At 65.7% G+C, this 26,681-nt stretch carries 23 protein-coding genes; 8 read left to right on the top strand and 15 right to left on the bottom strand.

Annotated elements, in window-relative coordinates:
- Nucleotides 1–28: 28 nt before the first annotated feature.
- On the bottom strand, nt 29–1,189 hold the full coding sequence (locus tag LGM56_RS18515; protein WP_124579343.1) for an AraC family transcriptional regulator: 1,161 nt from the start codon (nt 1,187–1,189) through the stop codon (nt 29–31).
- Complete coding sequence (locus LGM56_RS18510) at nt 1,189–2,823, bottom strand: AMP-binding protein (RefSeq protein WP_226206255.1); 1,635 nt, start codon at nt 2,821–2,823, stop codon at nt 1,189–1,191. The genes LGM56_RS18515 and LGM56_RS18510 overlap by 1 nt, the downstream gene beginning before the upstream one ends.
- A 368-nt stretch (nt 2,824–3,191) precedes the next feature.
- On the opposite strand from LGM56_RS18510, the gene LGM56_RS18505 reads away from it, so the two are divergent.
- Complete coding sequence (locus LGM56_RS18505; protein WP_226206253.1) at nt 3,192–4,292, top strand: AraC family transcriptional regulator; 1,101 nt, start codon at nt 3,192–3,194, stop codon at nt 4,290–4,292.
- Between the two features lie 23 nt (nt 4,293–4,315).
- Here the strand turns inward: LGM56_RS18505 and LGM56_RS18500 are convergent, their stop codons facing one another.
- The 4 genes from LGM56_RS18500 to LGM56_RS18485 form a co-directional block, all read right to left on the bottom strand.
- On the bottom strand, nt 4,316–5,821 hold the full coding sequence (locus LGM56_RS18500) for a sensor histidine kinase (protein WP_226206251.1): 1,506 nt from the start codon (nt 5,819–5,821) through the stop codon (nt 4,316–4,318).
- Nucleotides 5,821–6,540, bottom strand: coding sequence for a response regulator transcription factor (locus LGM56_RS18495; RefSeq protein WP_039353478.1), 720 nt, complete (start codon nt 6,538–6,540; stop codon nt 5,821–5,823). The genes LGM56_RS18500 and LGM56_RS18495 overlap by 1 nt, the downstream gene beginning before the upstream one ends.
- Nucleotides 6,541–6,893: 353 nt before the next feature.
- Nucleotides 6,894–7,442 carry an RNA polymerase sigma factor gene (locus tag LGM56_RS18490; protein WP_226206249.1) on the bottom strand — a complete coding sequence of 183 codons (549 nt, stop codon included), beginning with the start codon at nt 7,440–7,442 and terminating at the stop codon, nt 6,894–6,896.
- A gap of 218 nt (nt 7,443–7,660) precedes the next feature.
- Nucleotides 7,661–7,906: a DUF4148 domain-containing protein gene (locus LGM56_RS18485; RefSeq protein ID WP_226206247.1), complete on the bottom strand. Its 246-nt coding sequence runs from the start codon at nt 7,904–7,906 to the stop codon at nt 7,661–7,663.
- Between the two features lie 324 nt (nt 7,907–8,230).
- Here LGM56_RS18485 and LGM56_RS18480 point away from each other — a divergent pair, with 324 nt between their 5' ends.
- Nucleotides 8,231–8,677 carry a cupin domain-containing protein gene (locus LGM56_RS18480; RefSeq protein ID WP_226206245.1) on the top strand — a complete coding sequence of 149 codons (447 nt, stop codon included), beginning with the start codon at nt 8,231–8,233 and terminating at the stop codon, nt 8,675–8,677.
- A 118-nt stretch (nt 8,678–8,795) separates the two neighbouring features.
- Here the strand turns inward: LGM56_RS18480 and LGM56_RS18475 are convergent, their stop codons facing one another.
- From LGM56_RS18475 to LGM56_RS18450, 6 genes are all read right to left on the bottom strand, one after another.
- On the bottom strand, nt 8,796–9,980 hold the full coding sequence (locus LGM56_RS18475) for an MFS transporter (protein WP_226206243.1): 1,185 nt from the start codon (nt 9,978–9,980) through the stop codon (nt 8,796–8,798).
- Nucleotides 9,981–10,002: 22 nt separating this feature from the next.
- The gene (locus tag LGM56_RS18470) at nt 10,003–10,851 is read right to left on the bottom strand and encodes an SDR family NAD(P)-dependent oxidoreductase (protein ID WP_226206241.1); all 849 of its coding nucleotides are present in this window, start codon (nt 10,849–10,851) and stop codon (nt 10,003–10,005) included.
- Between the two features lie 271 nt (nt 10,852–11,122).
- On the bottom strand, nt 11,123–12,193 hold the full coding sequence (locus LGM56_RS18465; protein WP_226206239.1) for a sensor histidine kinase: 1,071 nt from the start codon (nt 12,191–12,193) through the stop codon (nt 11,123–11,125).
- Nucleotides 12,194–12,328: 135 nt separating this feature from the next.
- Nucleotides 12,329–12,712: a response regulator transcription factor gene (locus tag LGM56_RS18460; RefSeq protein WP_046546642.1), complete on the bottom strand. Its 384-nt coding sequence runs from the start codon at nt 12,710–12,712 to the stop codon at nt 12,329–12,331.
- A gap of 158 nt (nt 12,713–12,870) precedes the next feature.
- Nucleotides 12,871–13,515, bottom strand: coding sequence for a response regulator transcription factor (locus LGM56_RS18455; protein ID WP_226206237.1), 645 nt, complete (start codon nt 13,513–13,515; stop codon nt 12,871–12,873).
- Between the two features lie 115 nt (nt 13,516–13,630).
- Nucleotides 13,631–18,688, bottom strand: coding sequence for a trifunctional serine/threonine-protein kinase/ATP-binding protein/sensor histidine kinase (locus LGM56_RS18450; RefSeq protein WP_226206235.1), 5,058 nt, complete (start codon nt 18,686–18,688; stop codon nt 13,631–13,633).
- Nucleotides 18,689–19,226: 538 nt separating this feature from the next.
- Here LGM56_RS18450 and LGM56_RS18445 point away from each other — a divergent pair.
- The 3 genes from LGM56_RS18445 to LGM56_RS18435 all read left to right on the top strand — a co-directional run bounded on the left by LGM56_RS18445 (nt 19,227) and on the right by LGM56_RS18435 (nt 20,517).
- Entirely contained in the window at nt 19,227–19,463 is a 237-nt protein-coding gene (locus LGM56_RS18445) for a DUF4148 domain-containing protein (RefSeq protein WP_226206232.1), read from the top strand.
- Between the two features lie 40 nt (nt 19,464–19,503).
- Nucleotides 19,504–19,944: a sigma factor-like helix-turn-helix DNA-binding protein gene (locus LGM56_RS18440; RefSeq protein WP_226206231.1), complete on the top strand. Its 441-nt coding sequence runs from the start codon at nt 19,504–19,506 to the stop codon at nt 19,942–19,944.
- A 123-nt stretch (nt 19,945–20,067) separates the two neighbouring features.
- Nucleotides 20,068–20,517, top strand: a complete 450-nt coding sequence (locus LGM56_RS18435) for a universal stress protein (RefSeq protein WP_413226786.1) — start codon at nt 20,068–20,070, stop codon at nt 20,515–20,517.
- On the opposite strand, the gene LGM56_RS18430 is transcribed toward LGM56_RS18435, so the two are convergent.
- Nucleotides 20,498–20,950 (bottom strand): DUF3331 domain-containing protein, encoded by a 453-nt coding sequence (locus LGM56_RS18430; RefSeq protein ID WP_226206229.1) that lies wholly within the window; start codon nt 20,948–20,950, stop codon nt 20,498–20,500. The two genes, LGM56_RS18435 and LGM56_RS18430, sit on opposite strands and share 20 nt — an antisense overlap.
- Nucleotides 20,951–21,046: 96 nt before the next feature.
- A complete protein-coding gene (locus LGM56_RS18425) occupies nt 21,047–21,436 on the bottom strand; it encodes a BON domain-containing protein (protein WP_226206227.1) in 390 nt (129 codons plus the stop codon).
- A 334-nt stretch (nt 21,437–21,770) separates the two neighbouring features.
- Here LGM56_RS18425 and LGM56_RS18420 point away from each other — a divergent pair, with 334 nt between their 5' ends.
- Entirely contained in the window at nt 21,771–22,208 is a 438-nt protein-coding gene (locus tag LGM56_RS18420) for a hypothetical protein (protein WP_226206225.1), read from the top strand.
- Nucleotides 22,209–22,236: 28 nt separating this feature from the next.
- Nucleotides 22,237–22,629, top strand: a complete 393-nt coding sequence (locus LGM56_RS18415; RefSeq protein ID WP_226206222.1) for a hypothetical protein — start codon at nt 22,237–22,239, stop codon at nt 22,627–22,629.
- A gap of 64 nt (nt 22,630–22,693) precedes the next feature.
- On the opposite strand, the gene LGM56_RS18410 is transcribed toward LGM56_RS18415, so the two are convergent.
- Complete coding sequence (locus LGM56_RS18410) at nt 22,694–23,251, bottom strand: TetR family transcriptional regulator (RefSeq protein ID WP_226206220.1); 558 nt, start codon at nt 23,249–23,251, stop codon at nt 22,694–22,696.
- A 163-nt stretch (nt 23,252–23,414) separates the two neighbouring features.
- Between LGM56_RS18410 and LGM56_RS18405 the strand changes: the two genes are divergently transcribed.
- Nucleotides 23,415–26,606, top strand: a complete 3,192-nt coding sequence (locus LGM56_RS18405) for a cytochrome P450 (RefSeq protein WP_226206218.1) — start codon at nt 23,415–23,417, stop codon at nt 26,604–26,606.
- Nucleotides 26,607–26,681 lie beyond the last annotated feature (75 nt).

Raw genomic sequence — 26,681 nt, 5'->3', positions numbered from 1 at the left:
CTTGAAGCGATGCATGACGCGTGACGTGCTACGCGCGCCGCCGGTAAGTGCCCGGCGTGCTCCCTGTCCAGTGCCGGAACGCGCGATGGAACGCGCTCGGATCGTCGAAGCCGATGTCGGCGCCGATCGCCGCGATCGTGTCGGGCGTATCGGTCAGCCGCTGGATCGCGATGTCGCGCCGCAGTTCGTCCTTGAGCGCCTGGAACGTCGTCCCTTCGGCGGCCAGGTGGCGGCTCAGCGTGCGCACCGAGCAATGCAGGTGCTCGGCCGCCTGGTCGATCACCGGCAGGTCGGGCAACGCTTCCGACAGGTACTGCCGCACGCGATGGCACACGAGTTGTTCGCTGAACGATTCGAAGATCCAGTCTCCCGGTGCGCGCGCGAGGAACTTGCGCAGGTTGCGCTTGCTCTGCCGGATCGGCGCGTCGAGGTAATCCGCGCTGAAGCGCATCAGCGTGCGCTCGCAGTCGAACTGCACGGCGCCGGTGAAGAAGTACAGGTGCTCGACCGCATGGCGCGGCCGCGGGCACGCGAACTCGATCTGCAGCAGCGGGATCTTCTGCCCGATCAGCCAGGAGCACACGCCGTGCACGAGCTTGAGCATCAGCTCCTGGCCGAGCGCGCCGATCGGGCCGATGGCGTCGTTCGGGCGCAGCACCGTCTGCGCGACGAGGCCGTCGCGCTTCGATTCGACGAAGAAATCGTCGAGCAGGATATGGAAGAATTGCCCGAAACGATGCAGCGCCGTTTCGAGGTTGCGCGCGTCGAGCAGGCTCAGGCACAGGTACTTCAGCGTGCCGCCGCGCAGCGGGCGCGAGAAGATGCCGGGCATCTCGTCGTCGAGTTCGATCGCGAGCGTGCGGTACAGCGTCGAGAACTGTTCCTCCGTCACGCGCGCATGCGGTTCGCCGAGCAGCTCGATCGGGATGCCTGCGCCGCCCAGGTAGCGCTCGACCACGTCGCGCTGCACGGCCGCGCTCGCGAGGAAGCCGTTGACGAGCGAGATCGGCACCGTCGCGCTCGGCGACGGCAGCGCACGCCCGGGTGCGGGCCCGGGCTGGGCGGAAAGTGAATCTGAACCGGTCATCGCGTCCCCGTCGATCGAACCGCTCGCATTGTACTTGAGCGGCCCGCGCGGAGCCTTCCGGGCCGTCGGCGCGCCGGGCGCTGCGCGGCGCGCCGACGCCATTAGTCGGTGCGGCTGAGTTCCCGGCGCAGGATCTTGCCGACGGTCGACTTCGGCAGGCGGTCGACGAAGCGAATCAGCTTCGGCACCTTGTAGGCCGCGAGGCTCTCGCGGCAATGCGCGACGAGTTGCTCCTCCGTCACGTCGGCGTCCTGCGCCAGCACCACGAACAGTTTCACCGCCTCGCCCGTGCGCGCGTCCGGCACGCCGATGCACGCGCATTCGGCCACGCCCGGCACGGCGGTCGCGACCGCTTCCACCTCGTTCGGATACACGTTGAAGCCCGACACGATGATCATGTCCTTCTTGCGGTCGACGATCCGCAGGAACCCGGCTTCGTCGAACACGCCGACGTCGCCGGTGCGGAAATAGCCGTCGGTCGTGAACGCGGCCGCATTCGCGTCCGGTTTCTGCCAGTAGCCGCCCATCACCTGCGGCCCCTTCACGCAGATCTCGCCCGCGCCGCCGATTGCCACCTCGTTGTCCTGGTCGTCGAGCAGCTTCACGTCGGTCGACGGCAGCGGCAGGCCGGTGGTGCCCGTGAACGAGTCGATCGACTGCGGGTTGAACGACACGACCGGCGACGTTTCCGACAGCCCGTAGCCCTCGCGGATGAAGTTGCCCGTCACCGCCTTCCAGCGCGACGAGATCACGTCGATCACAGCCGCGCCGCCGCCGGCCGACAGCTTCAGCCGCGACCAGTCGACTTCCGTCAGGCGCGGATGGCCGGCGAGCCCCGCGTACAGCGTGTTCACGCCGACGAACACCGTCGGCCGCGCGGCCTTCAGCACGTCGATGAAGCCGTCCATGTCGCGCGGGTTCGCGATCAGCCAGTTCTGCGCACCGATCGCGAAGTAGGACAGGAAGTTCACCGTCAGCGCGAAGATGTGATACATCGGGATCGCCGTGACGACGACCTCCTCGCCCGGCACGCGCGCGGCCGGCACGATCGCCCCGAACTGCTCGATGTTCGCGACGAGGTTGCGGTGCGACAGCGCCGCGCCCTTCGACAGGCCGGTCGTGCCGCCCGTGTACTGCAGCAGCAGCAGGTCCGCGCCGCCGAGCGCAACCGGCTCGAGCGCGAGCGATTCGCCGGCGGCAATCGCATCCGCGAGCGGGATCGAACCGGGCGGCAGCGCGTCGCATGTCCCGGCCGGCGCATCGACGACGCCGAGATCGCCGCGCCCGACGCTCAGCACGGTGCGCACGCGCGTGCCGCCGACCACCTCGGCGAACGTGCCCATCGACCCGCCGCACACCAGCGCGACCTCGACACCCGCGTCGTTGAGCTGATGCTCGAGCTCGCGCGCCGTGTAGAGCGGGTTCACGTTGACCTGGATCGCACCGATCTTCGCGACCGCGACGAACGCGACCGCAAACGCGAGCACGTTCGGCAGCATCACGGCCACGCGATCGCCCTTGCGCACGCCCACGACCTGCTGCAGATAGGCGGCCAGCGCGGTCGACAGGCGATCGACGTCGCCATAGGTCAGCGTGCGGCCATACGAGTGGAACGCCGGGCGACCGGTGAATCGGCGCATTGCGTCGTCCAGCAACGCGCTTACGGAAGGAAAGCGATCGGGATCGATCTCGGCGGGGATCGAGCCATACGACCCGGTCCAGTGTCTCTTCGTCATGTCTCACTCCACGGGGGACGGCGCGCCGGCCGCGCCGTTCGCACGACGGCCTGCACGCCGGAGAAGCGCGGACCATCGCCTGATCGGCGACTATCGCCCGCGCGGCGCACTTTGAAAATGATCCGGGCGGCCGAAAAGATGATCGAAACGGACATACGGGCCGCACCTGTCCAGGTAACGTCGGCGGATACCGCCGACCTGGCCGGCCGGCACGCGCCAGGCCGGCTGCGGCGGCAGGGGTGCCACCGACGCCCGCTGCACCGGGTCGCACCGGCGCGCGCATCAGGGTGAACCCTGTGGCGCATGGGACCGATCCCGAGCAGAATTGCGTGCCGTCAACGATATCGATTCGGACGCAGGATGCTCCCATGCCGCGCAGTGCGCTCTTGACCCCGACGACCGCCCGCGCAGCCCGCCTGCCGGACGTCGAGCCGACCCACGCGTTGCGCCAGCAGCGCTTCACGCCGGCCAAGCTGGCCGTGCTGCTCGACGTGGCCACGCAAGCCGGCCTCGACCCGGCCGCGGTGCTCGACGGCACCGGTCTCATGCCGGCCGCCGTCGCGGACCCGTTCACGCTCACGTCGCCGCTGCAGTTCCTCACGGCCGCGCGCAATGCGATCGGCTGCTACGACGGCACCGATCTCGGCGTGCGCGTCGGCCACCGGCTGCACGCGTCGAGCTACGGGATGTACGGCTACGCGATGCTGTGTTCGGAATCGCTCGCGCACGCGTTCGAATCCGCCGTCAAGTATCACCGGCTCGCGAACGGCATGCTCGCGATCCGCTGGGTCGAACAGGGCGACATCGTATCGTGGCAGTTTCCCGACCGGCACGAAGTCGCGCTCCCCGACCTCGACGAGCCGCTGTACCGTTTCCTGATCGACATGCAGTTCGCGCTGCACGTGACGATCATCAAGGACGTGATGGGGGCGTGGTGCGTGCCGGCGCGCGCGCAGTTCGCGCAGCCGCAGCCGGCGCACGCGGCACGGCTGGCCGACGCGCTCGAATGCCCGATCGCCTTCGAGCAGCCGCATCATGTGCTCAGCTACCCGGCCGCCTGGCTCACGCGCGCGCCGCAGCTCGCGAATCCGATTACCGCCGCGCAGGTGTCGTCGCATTGCGCGAGCCTGCTCGACGAATTGCGCAGCCAGGCCGGCGTCACGCGGCGCGTGTACCAGGAACTCACGCGCACGCCCGGGCAGTTTCCGGACATCGACGCGATCGCGGCGATCCTGTGCATCACGTCGCGCACGCTGCGCCGCAAGCTCGAAGCCGAAGGCACGTCGTACAGCGAACTGCTGGCGAGCGTGCGCAAGGCGCTCGCGATCGACTATCTCAGCACGACCACGCTCAGCACCGAGGACATCGCATCGACGCTCGGCTTCAGCGACGCGGTGGGGTTCCGCCACGCGTTCAAGCGCTGGACAGGGATGACGCCGAGCGACGTGCGGCGCAAGCGCGGCGGTTGAACGCGGGCATTGCCGGGGGACGGTCAGCGCCCGTCGCCGGCCGCAGGGGTGGCCACCGCCAGCTCGAACTCGAACACCGCCCCGCGCCCGGCCCGGTCGACCAGCCGGATACGGCTGCCGTTGAGCGCCAGCATCCGGTGCACGATCAGCAGCCCGAGCCCGCCGCTCGTCACCGCGCCGCCGCTCATCGGCCGCTGCGGCCGCTGGAACAACCCTTCGCGCCGCGCCGCCGGAATCCCTTCGCCGGTATCGGCCACGGTCACGAGCACGCGGTCGCCGCGCGGCTCGAGCGCGACCTCGACCTCGCCGTGCGCGGGCGTGTGCCGCAGCGCGTTGTCAAGCAGGTTGGTCAGCACGCGCTCGATCATCCCGAGATCGGCCGACACGACCGGCACCCGCGGCGGAATCCGCGCATGCAGCGCGACGCCGCGCGCCTGCGCAGTCAGCTCGAATTTCTGGAACACGTCCTGCACGAGGTCGACGAGCGAGAACGGCTCGCGCTCGGCCTGCACGCCGCCCGATTCCAGCCGCGCGAGCTCGAACAGCGCCTGCGCGAGCCGGCCGACCTTCGCGCTCTGCGCGAGCGCGATCGACAGGTAGCGCCGCCGTTCGTTCTCGGCGAGCGCGTCCGACTTCAGCGACAGCGTCTCCAGGTAGCCGTGCAGCGACGTGAGCGGCGTGCGCAGGTCGTGCGAGATGTTCGTGATCAGTTCGCGCCGCTGCTGGTCCTGGTGCGTCAGCGCGCGCCACTGGTCGCCGATCCGGTCGGCCATCTGCGCGAACGCGGATTCGAGCACGACGATGTCGTCGCCGCGCCGGCCCGGCCGCGAGCGCGGCACCGGCGGCTGCGTGTCGGGCGTACCGTTCGCGTCGAAGCGGCGCATCGCGTCCGTCAGCCGGCGCAGCGGGCGCGTGATGAAGCTGAACGCGGTGAGGCCCGCGAGCAGGCCGAGCAGCGCGACCAGCGCCATCGACCACAGCGTCGTGCGCAGCACGTTGCCGGCGTCGACGCGCGCGGCCAGCTGGTCGTGCGCCTCGCCGAGCAGCACCACATAGATGTAGCCGGACGGCGGCTGCCCCGCCAGCTGCAGCGGCGCGGCGCTGAACACCTTGCGCGCATCGGGGCTGCGCGGGTCGTCGCCGAGGATCGGCAGCGGCTCGCCCGCGATGAAGCGCTGCACGGGCGCGAGATCGACGCGGTCGCGCTTCACGTGGCCGGGCGGCGCATCGTCGCCCTTGATCCGCCCCGCGTTGTCGAGCAGGTACACCTCGACGCTCGGGTTCACGCCCATCAACTGGCCGAACAGCGTGCGCACCGCATCCGGGCGCAGCCCGTTCGCGTCCATCAGCGGCGCGCTGTGGGTCACGCTGTTGACGATGTTGGCGGCCAGGTCGCGCGACAGCCCCTGCACGACTTCCTGCTCGCGCATGTCGTTCGCGCGAATCTGCAACCACGCTGACGCGCCCGAGCACGCAAGCAGCAGCACCGAGAACACGAGCGACAGCCGCTGGGTAAGGGTGAGCTTCATCATGCGTCCCGCTGGCCCGGCGCGGCGAGCTTGTAGCCGCGGCCCCACACGGTGAGGATCCGCACGGGTTCGGCCGGATCGGCCTCGATCTTCGCGCGCAGCCGGTTGATGTGGGTGTTGACCGTGTGCTCGTAGCCTTCGTGCTGGTAACCCCACACGGCATTGAGCAGGTCCATCCGCGAGAACACCTTGCCCGGGTGCCGCGCGAAGAAATACAGCAGGTCGAATTCGCGCGGCGTGAGGTCGATGCGCGCGCCGTCCACGCTCGCCTCGCGCGCGATCGGGTCGATCGCCAGCCCCGCGACGTCGAGCGTGCCCGCGTCGATCCGCGAATCGCGCGCGAGCGCATCGACGCGCCGCAGCAGCGCCTTCACGCGCGCGACGAGTTCGAGCACCGAGAACGGCTTGGCCAGATAGTCGTCGGCGCCGAGCTCGAGGCCGAGGATCCGGTGCACCTCGCTCGAACGCGCACTGGTGATGATGATCGGCGTGTAGCGCGTCATCGCACGCGCGCGCCGGCAGATTTCGAGGCCGTCGACGCCCGGCAGCATCAGGTCGAGGATCAGCGCATCCCAGCCGCCCTGTTCGAGCAGGCGCAGCCCCTCGGCGCCGTCCGCGCTGTGCACGACCTCGTAGCGCTCGTCGCGCAGGTGCAGGCTCAAAACGTCGGCGATATCGGCGTCGTCCTCGACGATCAGGATGCGTTTCGGTTGGTCCATGGCGGCGGGCGGCGGCACGTCGGTGCCGGGTATCGGTTCGGGCCGGCCCCGGTCCGGCTGGCCGGATGCGCGGGGGCGAATGGCGGCAATGGCCGCGCTGCCGCCATTGTGCAAAATTTTTCGGCGGCGAGTGATCACAATTCGTTTATCTTTGGATCACGCCTCTTCCGCGAGCCAATGCGGGCAAGACTTCCTGGTCCGGCCCCTGAAATTCGATCCGTCGCGGGTCGACACGAACACTCAATAAACACTGAAAGGCGAACTCACGTTGCTGCGTGCCGCCTCACCCCCACTCCGGCGCGACGACGTGAGTGCCCCGCCCACGTATGCCATGAGCAGGACGTCGTCCCTTTTCATGCGTCCTGATCCTCACGCTTCGCCGCGCCCTTCATGGATCGATCCTTTCCATCGCCGAACAGGGCGCCGATCGTCTGGCGGGCACGCGAAAGCCGGCTCATGATCGTCCCGACGGGTACGCCGAGCGCCTCGGCCGCTTCGTCATAGCTAAGCCCCTTCACGGCGACCAGCAACATGACCCCGCGCTGCGCTTCGGGCAGTTGCTGCACCGCCCTGACGATCTGCGCGTCCAGCGCCTGCTGTTCCAGTGTCGGCGCGGCGGGATCGGCGACGGTTTCGAGCAGGTCGTCGTCCCAGTCCATGCCCGAGCGCCGACGCACGCTGCGTGCGCGAAGCTCATTGAGCCAGATGGATTGCACGATCGAGAACATCCAGCTGAGCGGCGCGGTTCCTGGTCGTAGCTGATGCGCTCGTTCGAGTGCACGGACACACGCGCTCTGCACCAGATCCTCGGCGTCGTGCCGGTCGCCTGAGATTCGCAGCGCGAAGGTCCAGAGACGCGGCAGCATCGCGGGGAGCATGGCGGACAGTTCGGCTGCGGTCATCTACGTCGATCCTCCCGCGGTGCGACCAAGCCGACGTTGATGAACTGCAGTATCTGGCATGTCTATATGGGTTCAGGCGAAATCAAGCGGGTCGCGCCCGCCTGGATATCGCCGTGGAAAACGCTTCTTCCTCGAACGCGACCGGCAGAAGGTTGTCGAGCCCCCCAGCCACGCAAAATGTGGCCACTTCGGCCTCCATGTCACCGCCTCGGCCAAAATCAACCGCCTCGATAGAGCTTGTCGAGTGCCGCAAGCTGACCGTCACGCTCTGCCTGCACCAATTCCGCACGAACCTGGGCGCGCGTTTTTCCCTTCGGCGATTGGGCGACCGTCGCCCATTGGCTCGCTTGCCCGACGGCCTGGTCGTTGGCGCTCGTGTCGACGGGGCTGCCTGCAAAAGCGGACGTGGTGGCTGCAACAGCGGCGCACGCCGCGAAAACCAAAGCAATCGTCTTTACTTTCATGTCGTTCTCCTGGATAAATTCGGCTGCCGCGAATCTGTCCGGTCGCTCGGCGGTCGCTGATCTCGCGAAGCCGGTTCGAGCGCCCTGATCGGATTCGATCGGTAGATGCATTTAATCCAGATCACGTATCTGACGTGTGTCCCGCGAAATGGCTTTTGCAAGGCCATGTATCCCGACCGGTTTCATACACATTGAGAAACAAATCTGCCGTCTCGTTTTCGATCAATCGCCAAACGAAGCCGCGTTTTTCCGACAAAATGGCGCCACGACAGCGCGTTCACCCCATACGTCGCTGACATGAAAAAATCGAAGGAGAGATAGCTGATGTCTAGAGACGCCCTCGCAGCACTGCTGTTTTTCAGCGTCGTGACCTCGGTCGACGCGCACGCTGAAACGATCAAGCCGATCAAGGCGTCGCGGTCCGACCTTGCCGGTGCGATATTCAATCGCGCCGACGCCGTGAAAAACGACCAAGGCGGCGACACGAGCGCGGACGTTGCGACGTTCACGTCGACCGACAACGCTTACCAGACCGGCGTGTATCGCTCCGGGCCTTCACACGAGGAAATCAAGGGGCCGCACGGGCTGCCGTACAACGAGTTCCTGTACTTTCTTTCAGGCAGCGTAAAGCTGACGTCGTCGGACGGTTCGGTGATGCTCGTGAAGACCGGCGACGCCGTCACGCTTCCCAAGGGATGGACGGGACATTTCGACACACCGGGCTATACCAAGCTCTATGTGACCTACAGCCCCGACGACAGAAAGAAATAGTCCGGCATGTCGAGCGGTCCGGCCATGGCGGAAAAGCGCACCCGCCTCGTCCGCGCTCGATGCCGACCATCCCGCGCGTCGCATCGGCAGGCGGATTCGGGAACGCCGGCGCGTGCATTCAGCACGCCACCGGCAATACCCGCTTGCGGTGCTCGACGATCGAGAGAAGCAGCGCCGCCAGCCCGCATGCCGCGATCAGTATCAACAGCATCGTCTTGCCCATGCTGACCAGCACCATGCTGCCGAGCGCGGGGAATCCGAATACGCCGACGAAATACGACGCCACGAACCACGTCAGCACGGCGTGCCGATGCCGCGCATCGGCACTGTTGACGGCCTGCGCCTGAACGATCGGATAGACGAGGCCATATCCGGTTCCGAGCAGCACGGCGCTGGCCGAATGAAGCAGCGCGCTGTGCGGGACGGCGAACGTCACGGCCACGCTCAGGATCATGAAGCCGAGCAGGATCTGCGTCGTCGCGCCGACGCGGATCTGAATCACGACCGCACCGAGCAGCCAGCGGATGACGACCACCGTGGCGGAATACAGACCGAAAAACGTTCCGGCCGTCACGCCGGGGCCCTGCGCCATCGACATCTGGAACGTCATCAACCCCGAGAAGACGCTCGAGCCAAGCGCGATGATCGCGATCGGATAAATCGCATGCGTACGGGCGATCGCGCCCATCTCGCGTACCCAGCTATCGCGTACCGGCCGCGCAACGGCATGCGAAGCAGGCGACAGGTGTCCGAAACATTCCAGCATCGCCGCGGCCGTCACGCACAGCCCGCCGACCGTGAAGAACACCGCGCCCGTCGTCCAGTGCCAATTGCGAATCGCGAGTGCCGCAACCGCGGGACCGCCGCCGACGCCGGCCATCTGAAACGACCCGAACCGCATGAACCAGCGTTCACGTTCGATCTCGGCCGTGCGCTCCACGAGCATGATCGGCGCCGCGAGGCAGAACCCGCCCCAACCGATGCCGACCAGCAATCCGGGCACGACGCGCAGCAAGCCGGTGCGCCCGGTCAGCGCGAAGCCGACGACGCCTGCGCCGACGACCAACGCCGCGAGCGCGGTCGTGCGCGCGGCGCCGATCCGGTGCGAGCACCACGCGACCAGCGGCAGGCCGATCAATGCACCGATCATCGCTTCGGCGAGCGCAGCCCCCGTGTCGATGTCGCTTCCGCCCGCCAGATGGAAATGCATCGACAACAGAAATGTCGCGCCGTAGCCGCATGCGGTCAGCAGCGCGCCGCACAGCACGAATGAGGCGACGCGCGGCGACATCGTGCGTGTCATCGGCGGTCTCCGGCGGCCGGCTTCATTCGGGCTGCGCCGGCGGAAACGAAACCGATTCGCTCAATTCGCGCCATTGTGCGTCCTCTTCCGCACGGAACCTTGCCGCCGCGCCGGCTACCGCGACCGCGTCGCTGCCCATCAGCAATCGCAAAGGCGCTGTCGGCGATCCGGCAATGCCGAGCAGCGCCCGGGCAATCCGCGCGGGATCGCCGGGTTGCATGCCGTCGATGCGACGCAAGCGTGCCGCTACCGGTTCGATGATCGGCTTGTACGCGTCGCTGACCGGCAGAATGGTCATCGACGAACCGGCCCAACGGGTCCGCATCGATCCCGGCTCGACGATCGTGACCTGGATGCCGAAATCGCGGACCTCCTTCGCAAGCACTTCGGAGAATCCGCCCACCGCCCATTTGGCTGCCTGATAGGCTGCGAGCCCGGGGCCGCCGACTCTTCCGCCCACCGACGAGATCTGAATGATGTGGCCGGCCCGTTGCCGGCGCATGAATGGCAGTGCCGCACGGGTGACATTGCACACGCCGAAGAAGTTGACTTCGATTTGCTCGTGCAGCGCGTCATCGGTGATGTCTTCGATCGACGCCAGATCGGCGTAGCCCGCGTTGTTCACCAGCACGTCGAGACGACCGAATTGCTCCACCGCCAGGCTGACGGCGCCGCGCACCGCGTCCGGGTCGGTGACGTTCAGCTGGATCGCCAGGATCCGGTCGCCATATGCGTCCGTCAGGCTGGCCAGACGCGTCACGTCCCTCGCCGTTGCCGCCAGTTTGTGGCCCGCGGAAAGCACCGCGTCGGCAAGCTGAAGACCCAGGCCGCCGGAGCAGCCCGTGATGAACCAAACTTTGCTGTCATTCATTGTCGTACTCCAGGTCATTTACGATCGACGTCAGGTCCCCCAACCGCCGTGAAAACGGGGGCCGCCATGCTTCTGCGGCATCGCGGACCCGCCAGACTCGACGTCATGCATCATTGGGAGCCCGCCATGTATCCCGCGTATGTCGCCGGCGTATCGGAATGTATCTGGCGATTCCGTGGGTACGACGCGGCGATCGCGCAATCGCGCGGTTCGTAACACGGAAGTCGACGCAATGCCGGAACGCCGCGCTGCGCACATCGCCTGGCTGCCGTCATGCGACAGCGAGCGGCAACGTCACGCGCGCTTCGAGCCCTCCGGTACTGCGATTGTTCAGCTGCAGTTCGCCCCGCATCGCTTGCGTCAACCGCCGTGCGATCGCAAGCCCCAATCCGGATCCCGGCGCACGTGCCGATGTCTGCGGCGCCCGATACCACGGCGTGAATACCGCTTCCATCTCCGCCGGCACGATGCCCGGCCCCGAATCAACCACCGCAAGCATCACGCGCCGGGCATCGACGCGAACGCACACACGGACATCACGCCCGTAGCGCAGTGCGTTGTCGATCAGATTGACGAGCACGCGCCGCAGTGCATGCGGAAACGTCACGAGCGGACAGTCCAATCGCCCGTCCAGCACGACGGCAAGCCCCGCGTCGCGATAGTTGTCGACCAGCGAGCCGAGCAACTCGTCCACGTCGACGCTGCGCGGCGGCTCCGCCACGCTACACTGGAGCCGTGCGCAGGCAAGGCTCGCGTCAATCAGTTCCGCCATCTCGGCAAGGTCGCGCTCCATCGCATCGCGCAACGCGCGATCTTCCAGCATTCCGCTACGCAGCATCACGCGCGTCAGCGGCGTACGCAGATCATGCGCATAGGCCGCGAGCACATGCAGCAATTCCGTCATGCGATCCGCGTGCTGGCGATGCGCGTCGTTGATCGCGGCCGCCAGTCTCGCGATCGGCGGCGTACCGCGCTCGACCAGTGAACAGGGCAGCGCTTCCAGCCCATGGTCCTCGATCGCCGCGGCGAGTTGCCGGATTGCCGCGTCCAGTCGCCGTGCACGTAGCCACAGCACTGCCGCCGCCAGCGCCAGCATCGCGCCCGCCACGCTCGCAATCAGAAGACCGTCGTCGACGGCGGGAAGCAATGCATTCGCGAGCAGGTCACGAGCGTCGTACAGCGCCGCCGCGACGAACAGCACGCCAGCCACGACGAACAGCCGGGCCGGACATGCGACGAGACCGCGTGCATGCCCGCGGCATGCACGGCTGAGGTTGCGTAGGGAGCGCGCGAGCCGAGCCTCGAACCAGGCTTCGGACGATAAGGTAGGAATGTTGGCCATCTTCGTTCTCCTGTCGCCGTCGCGGCGGACGGTACAGGGAAGATGAAAACATGCGTGCGGGGAGGCGCACCATCAAACAAGCGGCCATCTACCCCCTACGAAGGTTTAGGTCACCGTTGCGGCGCGGATCGGCAATCAGCCGTATCCGAGCGCACGGGCGAGCCAGCCTTCGAGCTCCTGTGCGTCGATCGGTTTCTCGAGGAGACAAAGCGCGGTGCTGGCCCGCGCTCGCTCGGACGCGCGGGCGCTGACGAACGCCGTGACCAGCACGGTCGGAATGTGCAGGCTGCGTGCTTCCATCTCGGCCAGCACTTCGAGGCCATCCATCTCGGGCATCTGCAGGTCGCAGATCAGGCAACCCGTGCGCGACACCACGTCCGACGCCAGGAATGCCGGGCCCGACGCGAACTCGCGCGCCTCCCCGCCCAGCGAACGCACGAAACTTCCGGCGGCGGCGCGTACGAAGGGATCATCGTCGACAATGGATACGAGATCGGAGGCTGAGAGTGAAAAAGGCATCCCTGCTTATGGCGAAGGGGACGGAACGGCCCGTCCCGAGCACTGTTACCCAAGTTGCCAGCATACCGTCACGCCGCAGCGCCGCCATCATACCTACGTATGGGTATGCCCGGCGCGGTGCATGGGCCGTTCGACGAAGATCCGGGAAACGCGTGGTGCTAGCGCGACGGCACGTTGATGCCGAGCGCAGTCATCTTGCGCACCAGTTCGGCCACCGAGCGGCACTTCATTTTTCGCATCGCCTGGCTGCGATGAATCTTGGCCGTGATCTCCGCGATGCCCATGTTGCCCGCGACCTGCTTGTTCATCAGGCCCATCGCGACGTGTTGCAGCACCTCGGATTCGCGCGGGGTGAGCGATTCCCAACACGCGCGCAGATCGAGCAGCGAGTGATCGTCCTGCAGCCGTTTCGCATCGCGCTCGAGCGCCGCGATCACCGCATCGATCACGTCCTGGTCGCGGAACGGTTTCGTCAGGAAATCCATCGCACCGGCTTTCATCGCCTTCACCGTCATCGCGATATCGCCGTGCGCCGTGATGAAGATGATCGGCATCTGCGGACCGCCGCTCTCCGCGAGCGACGTCTGAAACGCGATTCCGCTTTGCCCGCGCAGCCTTACGTCCAGTATGAGGCACGACGGTCCCGCGCCCTTCGTTGCCGCGAGAAACTCTTCCGTCGACGCAAAGGCGCGAACCTCCAGGTCGATCGATCGCAGCAGGCTGATCAGCGCGACACGGACGAATTCGTCGTCATCGACGACGTAGACGACGCGGCTGTTCCGATCAGGTGTCGCGTGGGGCATTCTGGTTTCCGGCATCGATATTCGCTGATGAATTTTCAGGAGTGGCCGCGCAGCGGCTCATGCACAACTCGAAGAACCTGTCCGCCCGCTGCGCGTCGCGCCGACGGACGACTCGTCATGGATCGACACGCGGCAGCATCACGGTTGCTCGCGTACCGGCACCCTCGCGCGGCGACAGCGTCAACGTTCCGCCGTGAGCATCCACGATCGAATGCGAGATGGCGAGGCCCATGCCCATCCCGTTCTCCTTGGTCGTGAATAGTGGTTCGAGCAGCCGGTCCGCGATGTCGGGTGCAATGCCGCTGCCCGAATCCTCGACGCTCACGCGCACACTGTCAACGCCGTGCACTTCGCACGCTAGCGAAAGACAACGCGCCGTCTCGAGTTCGGCCATCGATTCGGCACCGTTCGTCAACAGGTTGATCACGACCTGCTGGAGCTGGATCCGGTCGCCGTGTACGTAGACGGGGCCATCCTGACTGCGCAGCTCCAGCACCACGTCCAGCGTGTCGAGCTGCCGCGCGACGAGCGCCGCGGCCTCGCGAACGGCCTCCACGAGGTCGACCGTCGCAAACTGCGGCGCGGCCTTGCGTGCCTTCGCGCGCAGCGTCTGGATGATGCTCTTGGCCCGCGCGGCGCTCCGGTTGATGTGCTCGAGCATCGTCCGCACTTCGCCGACGTCCGGCGGTTCGCGGTTCAGCCAGCGCAATGCGGCGCTTGCCGACGTGTCGACGGCGGCAAGCGGCTGTCCGATCTCATGGACGATGGACGCGACGAGCTCGCCCATCGCGGTCAACCGGCTGGCGCGCTCGAGGCCGGCCAGAGCGGCACGCAACTGTTCCTCGGCATGCGCGCGCTGACGGTTCTGCTCGACCAGCTCCTCATAGAGCCGCGCATTCTCGAGCGCGAAAGCGGCCTGCGACGCGATCACCTCGACCAGCGCCGCCTTGGCCGCGGTAAACATCCGCGCCGCCAGATTGTTTTCCATATACAGCACGCCGACGAGCGTCGCATAACGCATCAGCGGTACGCACATCACCGAACGCGGGCGCCGGCGGCGAACGTAAGCATCCTGACCGTGAACCGGCGATTCCGACGCATCGTCGATCACGACCCCTTCCTGCATCCGGGCGACCGCCTGCACGACGGAGACAGGCAGCACGCTCGCCGTCAACGACACGGCCTCCTGCGTCACGACGATCGTACCGTCGATCACGTCCGCACGAGCCGGTACATGCCAGACGCCGTCGCGCAGCACCGCGAGCGCGCCATGCTCCGCCCCGGCGCTTTCGAGCGTGGTGCGCAACAGCGTTTCCACGAGACGCGCCGGCACGATGTCGCTCGCCAACGCGTTCGACACGCGAAGCACCGCGTTCACGTCCAGTGCGTGCATCCGGCTCCCGACGGAATTGCCGGCGCCGGCATCGAATACATCGGGATGCGCGGCCTGCAACTGGCGCACCTTTGCCAGCGCCCCCAAGCGCTGCCATGCGCTCAGCGCATGGCGCAAATAGGCGTGCGCGGCGATATTGTCGCGATCCGCATGGAAGCGCGCCGCATACTCGGCTGCCAGCGCCTCGACCTGCGTAAAGCCATGCCGGCCCGCGTGCGTCACGGCGCGCGCATAGGCTTCCGCCGCGTCCAGCGGCCGGCCGTTCACGCGTGCGTGCTCCGCGCGCACCAGCTCGCGCCGCGCGGCGAAGTTCGCCGGGCAGGCCTGCGCCCAGACGTCGAGCTGCGCGAGATGGCGCTGCAGCGCAGCCTCCTCGGACGCATCGCGGCCGGGCCGCGCAAGCAGTGCGAGCGCACCGTAGAACGGCAAATCGGCCCGCTCGGCAAACGAACGCGCCGTATGCTCGCAAGCTTCGGCGTGCCGACGCGCGTCGAGCGCGCCCGGAAGGTCTCCGAACAACAGTGCGGCCTGCAGCCTGTAGACCCAGTAGGCGAGATCGACCAGGTTCGCCGGCCGCCCCTCCTGCGGCGGCAACACGTCGTGATCGTCGCGCTCGCCCTCCTGTAACCGCCTCAGCAGCATCTGCTGCACGAGCAGCCCATCGATCACGAGCTGGAAATTCGCATCACGCGCGATCACGAGCCCGTGCGCCACCGTATCGCGTACGTCGCCGAGAAATTCGCCGGCGAACAGCATGCCGGTCGCCTCGTTGCGCTTGCAATAGAGCGCGAACGTATGATCGCAGCACTCGACCGTGATCTCGAATGCCCGCGAGATATACCCGCGGGCCGAGCGCGCCGGCAACACCCACGGCACCACGATCGTGCCGTGCGCCATATATACGCGGCCGCGATACCGATCGAGCCCGCGCTCGTCGACCAGATGCAGCGCGAGCTCGCCAAATGCCAGCGACGCGGCGTAGTCGCCGTAACGTGCGCCGAAGATCTGGTTCATGCAGACGTAGACGTCGGCCGAAGCATCGGAATGGCCATGCTCGATCGCCAGATTCACCGCGCGCAGCAGGATCATGTCGACCAGGTCCTGATCGGAATAGAGTGCCGGCGGGATCAGGTCTGCAAAGATGTCGACAATCGCGCGCTGCAGCGGATCGGCGATGATCGGCAGCTCACGCAGCGCGTCGATCCCGTTGCGGTCCAGCCAGCCGCGCAGGCGAAGGTATTCGCGATGCACGTCCGCGCTGTCCGGATGGGGCGGGATATCGATGCCGGCGCGCTTCAGGAACGCAAGGCCGACACCGAGCGCCAGATCGAAGCGGCCCAGCGCCGTGTACAACGCCGCGCGCAGGCGCGTGAGATCCGCGCCGAACGTGCCGTCGCCGGCTACCCGCTCCAGCTCGGCCAGGCGTGCTTCGGCGGCGTCGAGCGCTCCGGTCATGAACTCGGCCTCGCCGCACAGCATGCGCGCCTCGAGCCCGTCGTCGCTGGTGTCCCGTTCGCCGAGGAAATCGACGGCTGCCCGAAAAAAGCCGAGCGCGGAATGATGCGCGGTGGCAGCCCGGGCCTGCTGCCCTGCTTCCAGATTCACGCGCGCGAATGCGCGGCGCTGCGCGGGCGTCTCGACCACCATCCTGCCGAGGTTCGCCTGCGCGGCCAGCACGAACGCGTCGGCGCAGGCATCGCCGGCCGCCAGCAATCGGCAGGCGATTGCATGATGCAGCGGCGCCCGCTCGGCCTCCGGGATCGACGCATACGCGGCCTCGCGAATGCGATCGTGCCAGAACGTCCAGTCGTCGCCGTCGCGCTGGAGACTGCCGGCCTCGAGCGCCGCCTGCAGCCCCGCGATCGCATCGGGCTCGCTCAGGCCGGCCGCCGTGGCCAGCAGGCGCGTCGACGCACGCTGCCCGATGCAGGCCAGCAGGCGCAACATGAATCGCGCGGCATCCGGCAGCAGTTCGAACTGCCGTGCCAGCATCATCGCGACGTCATCGCCGCCGCGATGCGCGGCGATGCGCGCCATGTTCCAGCGCCACCGGCCGGCGCCCGCATCGTAATCGAGCATGCCTTCGTCGGCCAGCAGGCGCAGCAGATGATGCACGAAGAACGGATTGCGGCCGGTCCGCCGACCGATCAGGTCGGACAGCGGCCGAAGCGCATCGGTATCCTGATGCAGCGCGTGGGCGATCAGCTCGGTCGTCGCCCGTTCGTTCAGCGGCCCGAGTTCCACCGTCAATGCATTGGGAACGTCGGCCAGCGGCCCCGCCCGCAACGGGTGACGCGCATCGATTTCGTTGCCGCGATATGCGCCGACGAGCAGCAACGCCGCGTCGTGGTGTTGCTGCACCAGCCGCTCCAGCACCTGTATCGTGCCCGCATCGGCCCATTGCAGATCGTCGAGCAGCAGCGCGAGCGGGCGCTCCGGTGCCGCGAAACACGCGATCAGCCGGGCGATCGCGTGCAGCACGCGCTCTCGCTCCAGCCCGGGCGCCAGTTCGGATTGCTCCGGCGGGCCCGCCTGCGGGCCAAGCACCGCCGAGAGCGCCGGCAGGAATCTCGCGAGCGTGCGCCCGACGGGCGCCACGGCCGTTCCGATTCGCGCACGCCACAGGTCGAACTCGTCGTCCGCGCAACCGAGCACGAACTGCAGCAGCGGCTCCAGCGCCTGGGCAAGCATCGCATACGGTGTGCCGCGGCGCCCTTCCTCGCCCTTGCTGGTGGCCACGAGCAGCGCCCCGTCGTAGCGGATTCGCGCGACGGCCTCCAGCAGCAGCGTCGACTTGCCGATGCCCGAGTGGCCGGAAACCCATGCGACGCGCATCTCTCCACCGGCGGCCACGGCACGGTACTGTGCGCGCAACGCATCGATCTCCTGGTCGCGGCCCACCACGTGATCAGCTTGCTGCAGACGCTGCAGCGCCGCATGAGCATCGAGCACGAACATCGGAATGCGCCCGTCGCGACGAAGGCACTGCTCACATCGCTGCAGGTCGGCGACGAGCCCCGCGGCCGTGCCGTAACGCTGCTCCGGCGCCTTTTCCAGCAACTTCACGACGATCCGGGAAATCTGCTCGGGTACGTGCGGACCGAGTTCGTGAGGGGGGCGCGCCGAATGCGTGGCGTGCGCGTGCACGAGCCCGGCGGCATCGGTGGCATCGAATGGCGGCACACCGGTCAACTGCTCATAGAGAATGCATCCGAGCGAGTAAAGATCGGCGCGCGCGTCGACACGCAGATTCATGCGCGTGCCGAGTTCGGGCGCCGTATAGACGAAATCCGCGTCGTCCCACTCGAGACCGGTGTCGCACAACGGGTCGGCCACATCGGGGCCGATCGCATAGCCGAAGCCCGTCAGAAACGCACGATCGTCGTCATCCACGAGGAAGCGATGCGGTGCAAGCGCGCGATGCACGATGCCGGCCGCATGCATCTCGCCCAGCGCAGTCGCGAGCGAAATCGCACGCCGCAGAAACGCGGATAACCGCGGCTGCGGGACATCTGCGACGGATAGCGGCATCCCGCCCGGATCCGCCAGGACGAGCACGGCTCCGCCGCCATGCGACACGATCGCTTGCGGCACGGCGGACCAGCGTTCGTGCAGTGCCGAGCGCAACACATATTCGCGTTGCAGCGCGGCGACCGCGGACGGCGCCGCGACGCCGCGCCCCGCCACCAGGACCGGCGGCGCATGGTCATCGATCGCACGGTGCAGCCGGGGCGGGCCGGGGCTCAACTCGATGAAGCGGCGTGTCGAAAGTTCGATCATGCGAATGCAGTAAGGAAACGGTGGCGTCGTCAACTCGAACGCCGCCGGCACGGCGGCGTGGAGCGTGGCATGCGGCACCCGCGCCACGTGCCGCGGCGGGATGCCAGGTTGTATCCGTTCGTTCGAACACGCGGTCGCGACGCGGGCCGCGGGGCGCCCTCGATTTCGCTCGTGCGGTGTTGCACCTCACCGGCCGCCGCGCCCTTCTTCCAGGTACCCGTGATAACACGCGAACCCGCCGATTATTCCAGCACGATGTCGTCAATGCAACAATGCGCGCGGCCATTGCATGCGAGCTGCCGAAGCGCACGCGCGTCGCGTCATGATCGGGGATTTCGTATCCGGATGTATCGCGTGTCGGCATCGATACATGACGTTGCAAAACGCCGCGCCGCGGACATGTGCGGGATACCTTGGTGGCGCTCAATACACGTGCGACGGATTCTGACGACATTCGCGACGCGACCGGCGTATCCGGCTCCCGCGTTCGCCAGATACCGCGTGTACCGTTCGACCGACCCACTTTCCGGATTTCGACATGAAGACCTCAAGGATCACCTTCGCACTCGTCGCCTTTGCTACCGCAGCCTTCGCCCATGCAGCGGCCCCTGTCGATTCGACGACAGGGAATCAAGATGTCGTGGCCACGACCGAATGGGCACCGGCCATCGCGATGCCGATGGGAAAGACCCGGGCCGAAGTGCGTCAGGAGCTCGATCGCGCGCGCCAGAGCGGCGAGCTCGACGCACTCAGGAAACGCTACTCCGGTCGTTGAAGCACCGACGTGTTGTGGAGGGCCGGCACGGGCAGACGCAATGCTCGCCGGCTCGATATGGCTCATTGACTTGCGGCAACGCAATCATCGCAACGGCCTCGTGCTCGGGCTGAGCGACGCATTGCTGGAAACGGTCTCCGATTCCAGCTCCCCCGAAACCGGACTGGCCATCCGCCCAAACGTCGACGCTGCCGGGCGGCTGCAGGAATCCCGACGCGCTGCATTGCTGCTCGTCAGCGTCGACGGGCTCCGCTATCGGCAAGCAGCCGATACGCTCGACATACCCACCGGTACCGTCGTGATCCGGATCTCCCGTGAGCGCAAAGCGATTCGGATGGTGTTCGACGGCACCGGCGAATCACGAATGGAGACGGGACATCGCATCGACGTGCAGTGCCGACGTCGACGTGCGACGTCGCGCGCCTGCCGATGCGACCCGGCCGCGACACGATCGCCCGCGTGGGGAATCGCATGGGAATAAACGATCGCCTTCGCGTGTTCAGTGTTGGCAGTCGCGCCCGCTTCCGTGCATGTGACCGAACGCCGACCGCCTGTACCGGTGCCCGCCACGGGCGATCTTGTTCCCTCGCCGCCAATCTCGAAGATGTCATCGCTGTCCAGAATGCTGCTCGTCCATGACGGAACCAACGAAGCAAACGCCGCGCTCGCACGATGTGCGTCGCTTTCCCGCGCATTGTCGGCCACGGTCGACGTCGTCGCCATCGTCGACAATGTCACCGCCAACGCACGGTCGGCCGGGCTGCTCAGCGAGCTCGCCCATCAGCGTCTGGCGGAATCCGCCCATCGCGATCTTCAACGGGCGGTCGACACACTGGCGGACGACGGCATCGCCGCGCGCGGTTATCTCCGCTTCGGACGCGCGGCCGATGCTGTCGCCGCCCATGCATCGACGACCCGCGTGGACCTGATCGTCGTCGGATATCGCGCCCCCACCAGGTTCGCTCGCTGGTGGCGCGAGTCTCTCGTTCACTTCGACCTGGTCGAGCGCGTTCCGGGTGCCGCGCTTGTCGTCGTCACGACCCCGTCGACCTAGCGCCGGACGCATCGATGCTCGACTGAACGGTCGCGGCAAGAATCATCCGCTGCCGGTTGGCGGGCAGGCAGGCCTCGCTCCCCCGCGGACGAAACACCGGGTCCCCGCGTTGTATCGCACGCCCCGTCAGCGCGCATGTCGACGGGACACGCGCGCGGCTCCTGCACCAGATTTGCTCGGCATACCGCCCGGAACACGAGTCGCTCCACGAGACACTGATCATGTACGACGACAGGCGTTCCATCACGGCTATCCTGGCAGGCGGCTCGGTGCGCGCACGCGCATCGTCCTCCTCCCATTGACGCAGCCCGACGCGTCGCGACTTGTATCGCGTGCGCTGCGCTCGCAAACACACGCTGCGCTGTTCCTGCGAAGGATCCAGGACATTGATCAACGTGCGAGCCACGATATCCGCTTCATGCAGCATCACCATCACCTCTTCTCCCAGTCAATCGGATCGATCATGTGAAAGCGGGCGCCCGAATCACCGACACACCGTCATTCGGCCCCGCGATGCGCGCGCCCTCGCTCAGGCGCCACCTTTCTCACGCAGCATCAGCTCGCTTTTCACCGATTTGACGCCGCGGATCTTCCTGGCCGACTCGACCGCGAGATGGTCTTCGTCTTCGGTCTGCACCTGGCCGGCCAGCGTCACCTGTCCGGTCGCGGCATTGGCGAAAACCGTGATCACTCGCCCTTGCAGCCCCTTCGTTCGCGACAGCGTGTTCTGAATCGACCGCGAGAACCTGCGATTGGCCGCACGCGTGGCCTTTTTCGTCTGGGCGGATGTCTGGGCGGACGTCACCGCTGCCTCCGTGCCTGCACCATTGGCACTTTCGTCGGCGCTTGCCTGAAGTTGCAGGCAAGCGAGCAGGACGGCCGCCAGGCCGCCATTCAGGATGACTTGTCGAATTTTCATGATGGGTTCCTTGGGTTTCGGGTATCGAATGGCACGCATGTTCCGGCCGTGTGCATCGTCGCGACGCACGCGAATCGCCTCATTGCCACATCGCGACGCCGACTCGATCACCTGTCGCCGGCGTCGTCACCGATGCGATTCGTGTACCGGTGGAACCAGAATAAGGGGCGGCGTCAACGGCATCCATAGCATCTGCAGCTAGCGGCACAACCCGTCGGGATAGATGGCCGCATACGTTCGTATAGGCTGTGGAAATGGCTGCACGCGTCGCGGCGCATCACGCCGCCCGATGCGCGCCCCCGCCAACCGGAAAACGCGTGAGCGTCACCATTGAGTGCGTGCCGCCGCCCACGTGCGGCGTCAGTCAAGGAAGGGCGAGCCTTCGCCGGACAATCCGGGCATCCTGCAGGGTGTCGTGCACGAAAGCGGACGGCTGGTCATCCCCTGCGAATACGCACACGTCCATCACGCTTACAAGCAGCCGCCGAAGCTCCTGCACGGGCGCCAGTTGCTGGCGATTACCGCGGACGGGCGGCCCCATTTCTACAGTCCCGACGGCACGCTGCTGGCGGCGCTGGAGTGCGACATGAAGCCCTGGATCTGGACGCCGATCGTCAAGAACAATCAACTGTTGGCGTTCGACGGCGAAGGCATGGACGCACGCGTGATCTGGATAGCGTTGAGCGACTACAGCTTCATCGAGACCGGCGAAACCCGCGCCGATTGCGTGAACATGTTGACGGAAAGCCTGAAAGGCTGGCTCCCGAAGTAGCGGCGTTCGCGGATCGTGCGTCTGCACGGTGCCGTTCGGTGCGTCATGCCGGACGCGCCATGGTCAGCCCGAAGGGCGCGCGATCAACGCTTTCGGTACGCCGGAAGACCGCGAGGACTTCATCTATTTCACGGTCTTTCCAGATCGGCTGCAGTTTGACCTGAAACGAATCCTGACCGGTGTCGCGAGCCTGCGCTTTCGCTTCACGCTGTACGCACGAGAAGGGGCAGTCCGGATAGAACGTACCCTGCTCGACGCCGAGGGCGCGAACCGCCACATTCGCGGCGCACTGGGCGATCACTACACGAAGGACAAGATCGGTGTGCCGTTCGACGATGTGTCGGAGGATGAGCGCGAGTGGATTGCGTGCGCGCTGCAGGCGTTCCATGTCTATTTCATGAAACCCGCGACCTCAACTTGATCGCTCGACGACCATGACGATGACACGCCGCATGGTCCACCTCGGCGTCGCGCTTCCCCTCTCGTTACTCCGAATCCGCCTGCGCAAACCCGAGCGTCAAACCGAACGCATCGAGGATCGTCGCCGCGGTGCTGGCCATGCGCTTCGCCATGGCCTCCGGCGTTTCGCGCATGGCGCCCTGGCGAAGCCAGTGCACCGCCGTCCAGACCAATCCCCCGCCTAGCACCGTCAGGCAATCCTGCTCTGCCTCCGTACGGACGCCTTCATAAGGCGGAAGAATCCGGCCGGAAACGAATGTCACCAGTTCATCGAAAAACGCCGATGTCGCCGCGTCGTTGAATACGGTCAGATAGAACGACTGATGCGCATTCAGATGCTCGAGAATCAGCGCGGTTTCCACCTCCATTGACCGGCTGAACGTGGCATTCGGCGGGTTGATCAGCTTGCCTTGCTCCTCGACGAACGCAAACGCGTTGTCGAGCCTCACCAGCGCTGCCCGCTGGGCGGCCGATTGAAGGTCGGGAAAGTGCTGATAGAACGTGGGACGCGCGACGCCCGCGCGCTGCACGAGCTGAGCAATGCTGAGCGTGTTCAGCGGCGCGTCGTCGAGCAGTTCGGTCATCGCGCGAACGAGCGCGTCGTAACTCCGTTGAAAGCGAGGATCGGCGGTATTAGGGCTTACATCAGGTGGCATAAAAAGCTCTGGACACGTGGTTTTGTCTATTTTACATTCGTTCAATAGATTGAGATGTGATGCGTCGATATACCTCTGAAAGGCTATTGAAATGAAATCCTCATCCCTCGTCCCCCAGCCGCCCCTGAAACCCGTCATCGGTCATCTGATGGAGGTCCTCGGGCCGTCTCCACTTGCCAAGATGATGGATCTCGCGCGCACTTACGGGCCGGTCTATTGGTTCGAGGTGTTCGGCCAAGGTTACTACGTTGTCAGCGGCCAAACACTCGTGAATGAAGTGTGCGATGAAAGCCGATTTCAGAAGTGCGTGCACCAGTCGCTACTCGAACTCAGACCGGCGATCGGCGACGGGTTGTTTACGGCATTCGGTGACGAACCGAACTGGGCCAAGGCGCATCGTGTGCTGATGCAGGCGTTCGGCCCGCTCAGTATCTGGTCGATGTTCGACAAGATGGTCGACATCGCCGATCAAATGTTTCTCCATTGGGAGCGATTCGGCCCGGAGACGCCGGTCGATGTGTCCGATCACATGACGCGACTGACGCTCGATACGATTGCCCTGTGTGCGTTCGATTGTCGTTTCAACAGCTTCTACCGTGAAGATCAGCATCCGTTTGTCGATGCCATGGTCAACACCCTCAGCGAGGCCGGAAAGCGCGAGTTGCGACCCAAACTGGTGTCGAAGCTGATGGTCAATCGCAGTCGAAAGTTCGACGCGGACATCGAAGTCATGCGATCGCTCGCGACCAAAATGATCGAAGACCGGCGGAAAAACCCGCACGTCAACGAAGAGTCGATGGACCTGCTCGACCGAATGCTGAACGGCGTCGATCCGGTGACGGGAGAAAAACTCGATGACGAGAACATCGTCTTCCAGATGATTACCTTTCTCATCGCCGGACATGAAACGACCAGCGGGCTCCTGTCCTTTGCCACCTATTTCCTCCTCAAGAACCCGGACATCCTGCAAAAGGCACGGGACATGGTCGACGAGGTGGTGGGCAGCGAGACGCCGCGGATCGAGCATCTCGCACGACTGCGTTACATCGAACACATCCTCATGGAGACGTTGCGAATCTGGCCGACCGCGCCGGCATTCGCCGTGTCGCCGCTCGCCGACACCACGTTCGGCGGGAAATATGCTGTTTCTCCCGACGACATCATCATGATCCTGACGCCCATGTTGCATCGGGATGTGAGCGTCTGGGGCGAGGACGTCGAGGCGTTTCGCCCGGAGCGATTTGCCCCGGAGAATGCGGAGCAACTCCCGCCCAATTCATGGAAGCCCTTCGGCAATGGTGCCCGTGCCTGTATCGGCCGCCCTTTTGCAATGCAGGAAGCGCATCTCGTCCTGATCATGCTGCTTCAGCGATTCGATTTCTCGTTCGCCGATCCGGACTACGAGCTGGAGGTCGCCGAAACGCTTACGCTGAAGCCGACCGGCTTACGGATCAACGTGAAACCGCGGGCCCGGGGTGCGCTCAAAGTGCCCGATACGGCCGTTCGCGCCCGCTCGAGCGCTCAAAGCCCGAGTGTCGCTCCGGTTCAGTCGGCCCCTTCCGGCGAAGACGTGTCGACCATGCTCGTCCTCTTCGGGGGAAATACGGGCTCCGCCGAATCCTTTGCAAGACGCATTGCAGGGGACGCGAGTCGTCACGGATTTCACGCGACGTGCGCGCCCCTCGACGATTTCACGGGAAAACTCGACGGACATCCAGCCATCGTGATCGTCACCGCTTCCTACGAAGGACAACCTCCGGACAACGCCAGATCATTCGTCCCGTATGTCGAAGCACTCGGCGAAGGTGCGCTGGACGGTGTCCATTTTTCGGTGCTCGGGTGCGGCAACAAGCAATGGGCTCGGACCTACCAGGCGATTCCCAAGCGAGTCGATGAAGCGCTCGAGAAGGCCGGCGCCACGAGAGTGCACTTCAGGGGCGAACTCGATTCCGGCGGCGACTTCTTTGGTGAATTCGACCGTTGGTACACCGAAATGTGGAGTCGCTTTGCCATCAGCGCTGGGAAGGAAATCTCGACCGTGCAACATGGCGATACCGCGTTGAAGGTCAGTTTCGCCGAGAATACCCGCGAAAAATTGTTGAATTTCGGTGACATGGCGCATGCGTCCATCGTCGACAACAGGGAACTGGTCGATATCAGCGTGGCCGGCAGCCGCTCCAAAAAGCATATCGAACTGAAACTGCCGGAAGCGATGACTTATCAATCGGGAGATTACCTGGCCGTTCTGCCGCGCAACTCGAAAAACAACGTCGATCGCGTCTTGCGCCGGTTTCGCGTGAGCTGGGACACGCAGGTGGTGATCGAAGGAACGTCAAGTAATCCGCGCCTTCCGCTCGGCCAGCCAATCAGCTGCGGTGACCTGTTCTCGAGCTACGTCGAACTCGCCGTTCCTGCTACGCGATCACAAGTATCCACCCTGGCCGCCGCCACGCGTTGTCCTCCCGAGAAGGTCGAGCTCGAGCGCCTGAGCGCCGACGATTTCGAAGGCGAGATCCTGGGGAAACGGACCACCGTCATGGATCTGCTCGAACGCTTCGGATCCGTCGATCTGTCGCTCGAAAAGTTCCTCGATATGCTGCCCGCGCTGAAAGCACGCCAGTATTCGATCTCGTCTTCCCCGCTTTGGAAAGCAGACCATGTCACGCTGACGGTAGCCGTGGTCGATGCACCGGCGCTCTCCGGCCATGGTCGCCATGAAGGGGTGGCGTCGTCGTTTCTCGCGCGACTCGACACCGGGGACAGCCTGTCCGTTGCAGTCAGGCCATCGAATGCACACTTTCGGCCACCCGCCGAGACCGGCCTTCCGATGATCCTGATCTGTGCCGGTTCCGGTATCGCCCCATTCCGCGGCTTCCTGCAAGAGCGTGCACTACAGAAGCAGCAGGGGGAAAACGTCGGCAAGTCGTTGCTCTTCTTCGGCATCGATGACCCCGACGTCGACTTTCTTTATCGCGACGAACTCGACGAATGGGCTCGATGCGGTGTGGTCGAAGTGATGCCGGCTTACTCGAACCGACCGGAGGAAGGTGCCCGGTTCGTTCAGGACAAAGTCTGGCTGGAGCGCGAGAAGATCGCCGCACTGTTTGCGCAAGGCGCCACCGTCTTCGTCTGCGGGGATGGAAAGAATATGGCGCCTGCCGTACGCGCCACGCTTGCCCGCATTTATCAGGAGGCAACGGGAGCGAACGATGAAATCGCCAGCGCGTGGATCGACACGATGGAGCGGGAGCATGGCAGATATGTTGCCGACGTGTTTGCATGACGGTGACGTGATCCTGCCACGTCCGGTTGCTTCAGACATCTGAGCTGCCCCGCCACCGCTTTCCGGAACGGATGC

It is taken from the genome of Burkholderia sp. AU38729 (genome assembly GCF_020419725.1).
In the GTDB taxonomy this organism is placed as follows: Bacteria; Pseudomonadota; Gammaproteobacteria; order Burkholderiales; family Burkholderiaceae; genus Burkholderia.
Note: the sequence above shows the minus strand (reverse complement) of the source record. Positions and strands in the feature narration are given on the sequence as shown.

Excerpts from the sequence above, each read along its gene's own strand:
- LGM56_RS18445 (WP_226206232.1), top strand. The coding sequence starts at position 19,227 with ATGAAGACCTCAAGGATCACCTTCGCACTCGTCGCCTTTGCTACCGCA.
- LGM56_RS18495 (WP_039353478.1), bottom strand. The coding sequence starts at position 6,540 with ATGGACCAACCGAAACGCATCCTGATCGTCGAGGACGACGCCGATATC.
- LGM56_RS18470 (WP_226206241.1), bottom strand. The coding sequence starts at position 10,851 with ATGAATGACAGCAAAGTTTGGTTCATCACGGGCTGCTCCGGCGGCCTG.
- LGM56_RS18410 (WP_226206220.1), bottom strand. The coding sequence starts at position 23,251 with ATGACCGAACTGCTCGACGACGCGCCGCTGAACACGCTCAGCATTGCT.
- LGM56_RS18435 (WP_413226786.1), top strand. The coding sequence starts at position 20,068 with ATGTCATCGCTGTCCAGAATGCTGCTCGTCCATGACGGAACCAACGAA.
- LGM56_RS18450 (WP_226206235.1), bottom strand. The coding sequence starts at position 18,688 with ATGATCGAACTTTCGACACGCCGCTTCATCGAGTTGAGCCCCGGCCCG.
- LGM56_RS18485 (WP_226206247.1), bottom strand. The coding sequence starts at position 7,906 with ATGAAAGTAAAGACGATTGCTTTGGTTTTCGCGGCGTGCGCCGCTGTT.
- LGM56_RS18430 (WP_226206229.1), bottom strand. The coding sequence starts at position 20,950 with ATGGTGATGCTGCATGAAGCGGATATCGTGGCTCGCACGTTGATCAAT.
- LGM56_RS18490 (WP_226206249.1), bottom strand. The coding sequence starts at position 7,442 with ATGACCGCAGCCGAACTGTCCGCCATGCTCCCCGCGATGCTGCCGCGT.
- LGM56_RS18460 (WP_046546642.1), bottom strand. The coding sequence starts at position 12,712 with ATGCCTTTTTCACTCTCAGCCTCCGATCTCGTATCCATTGTCGACGAT.
- LGM56_RS18500 (WP_226206251.1), bottom strand. The coding sequence starts at position 5,821 with ATGAAGCTCACCCTTACCCAGCGGCTGTCGCTCGTGTTCTCGGTGCTG.
- LGM56_RS18465 (WP_226206239.1), bottom strand. The coding sequence starts at position 12,193 with ATGGCCAACATTCCTACCTTATCGTCCGAAGCCTGGTTCGAGGCTCGG.
- LGM56_RS18515 (WP_124579343.1), bottom strand. The coding sequence starts at position 1,189 with ATGGCGTCGGCGCGCCGCGCAGCGCCCGGCGCGCCGACGGCCCGGAAG.
- LGM56_RS18510 (WP_226206255.1), bottom strand. The coding sequence starts at position 2,823 with ATGACGAAGAGACACTGGACCGGGTCGTATGGCTCGATCCCCGCCGAG.
- LGM56_RS18440 (WP_226206231.1), top strand. The coding sequence starts at position 19,504 with ATGCTCGCCGGCTCGATATGGCTCATTGACTTGCGGCAACGCAATCAT.
- LGM56_RS18455 (WP_226206237.1), bottom strand. The coding sequence starts at position 13,515 with ATGCCCCACGCGACACCTGATCGGAACAGCCGCGTCGTCTACGTCGTC.
- LGM56_RS18505 (WP_226206253.1), top strand. The coding sequence starts at position 3,192 with ATGCCGCGCAGTGCGCTCTTGACCCCGACGACCGCCCGCGCAGCCCGC.
- LGM56_RS18475 (WP_226206243.1), bottom strand. The coding sequence starts at position 9,980 with ATGACACGCACGATGTCGCCGCGCGTCGCCTCATTCGTGCTGTGCGGC.
- LGM56_RS18425 (WP_226206227.1), bottom strand. The coding sequence starts at position 21,436 with ATGAAAATTCGACAAGTCATCCTGAATGGCGGCCTGGCGGCCGTCCTG.
- LGM56_RS18480 (WP_226206245.1), top strand. The coding sequence starts at position 8,231 with ATGTCTAGAGACGCCCTCGCAGCACTGCTGTTTTTCAGCGTCGTGACC.
- LGM56_RS18405 (WP_226206218.1), top strand. The coding sequence starts at position 23,415 with ATGAAATCCTCATCCCTCGTCCCCCAGCCGCCCCTGAAACCCGTCATC.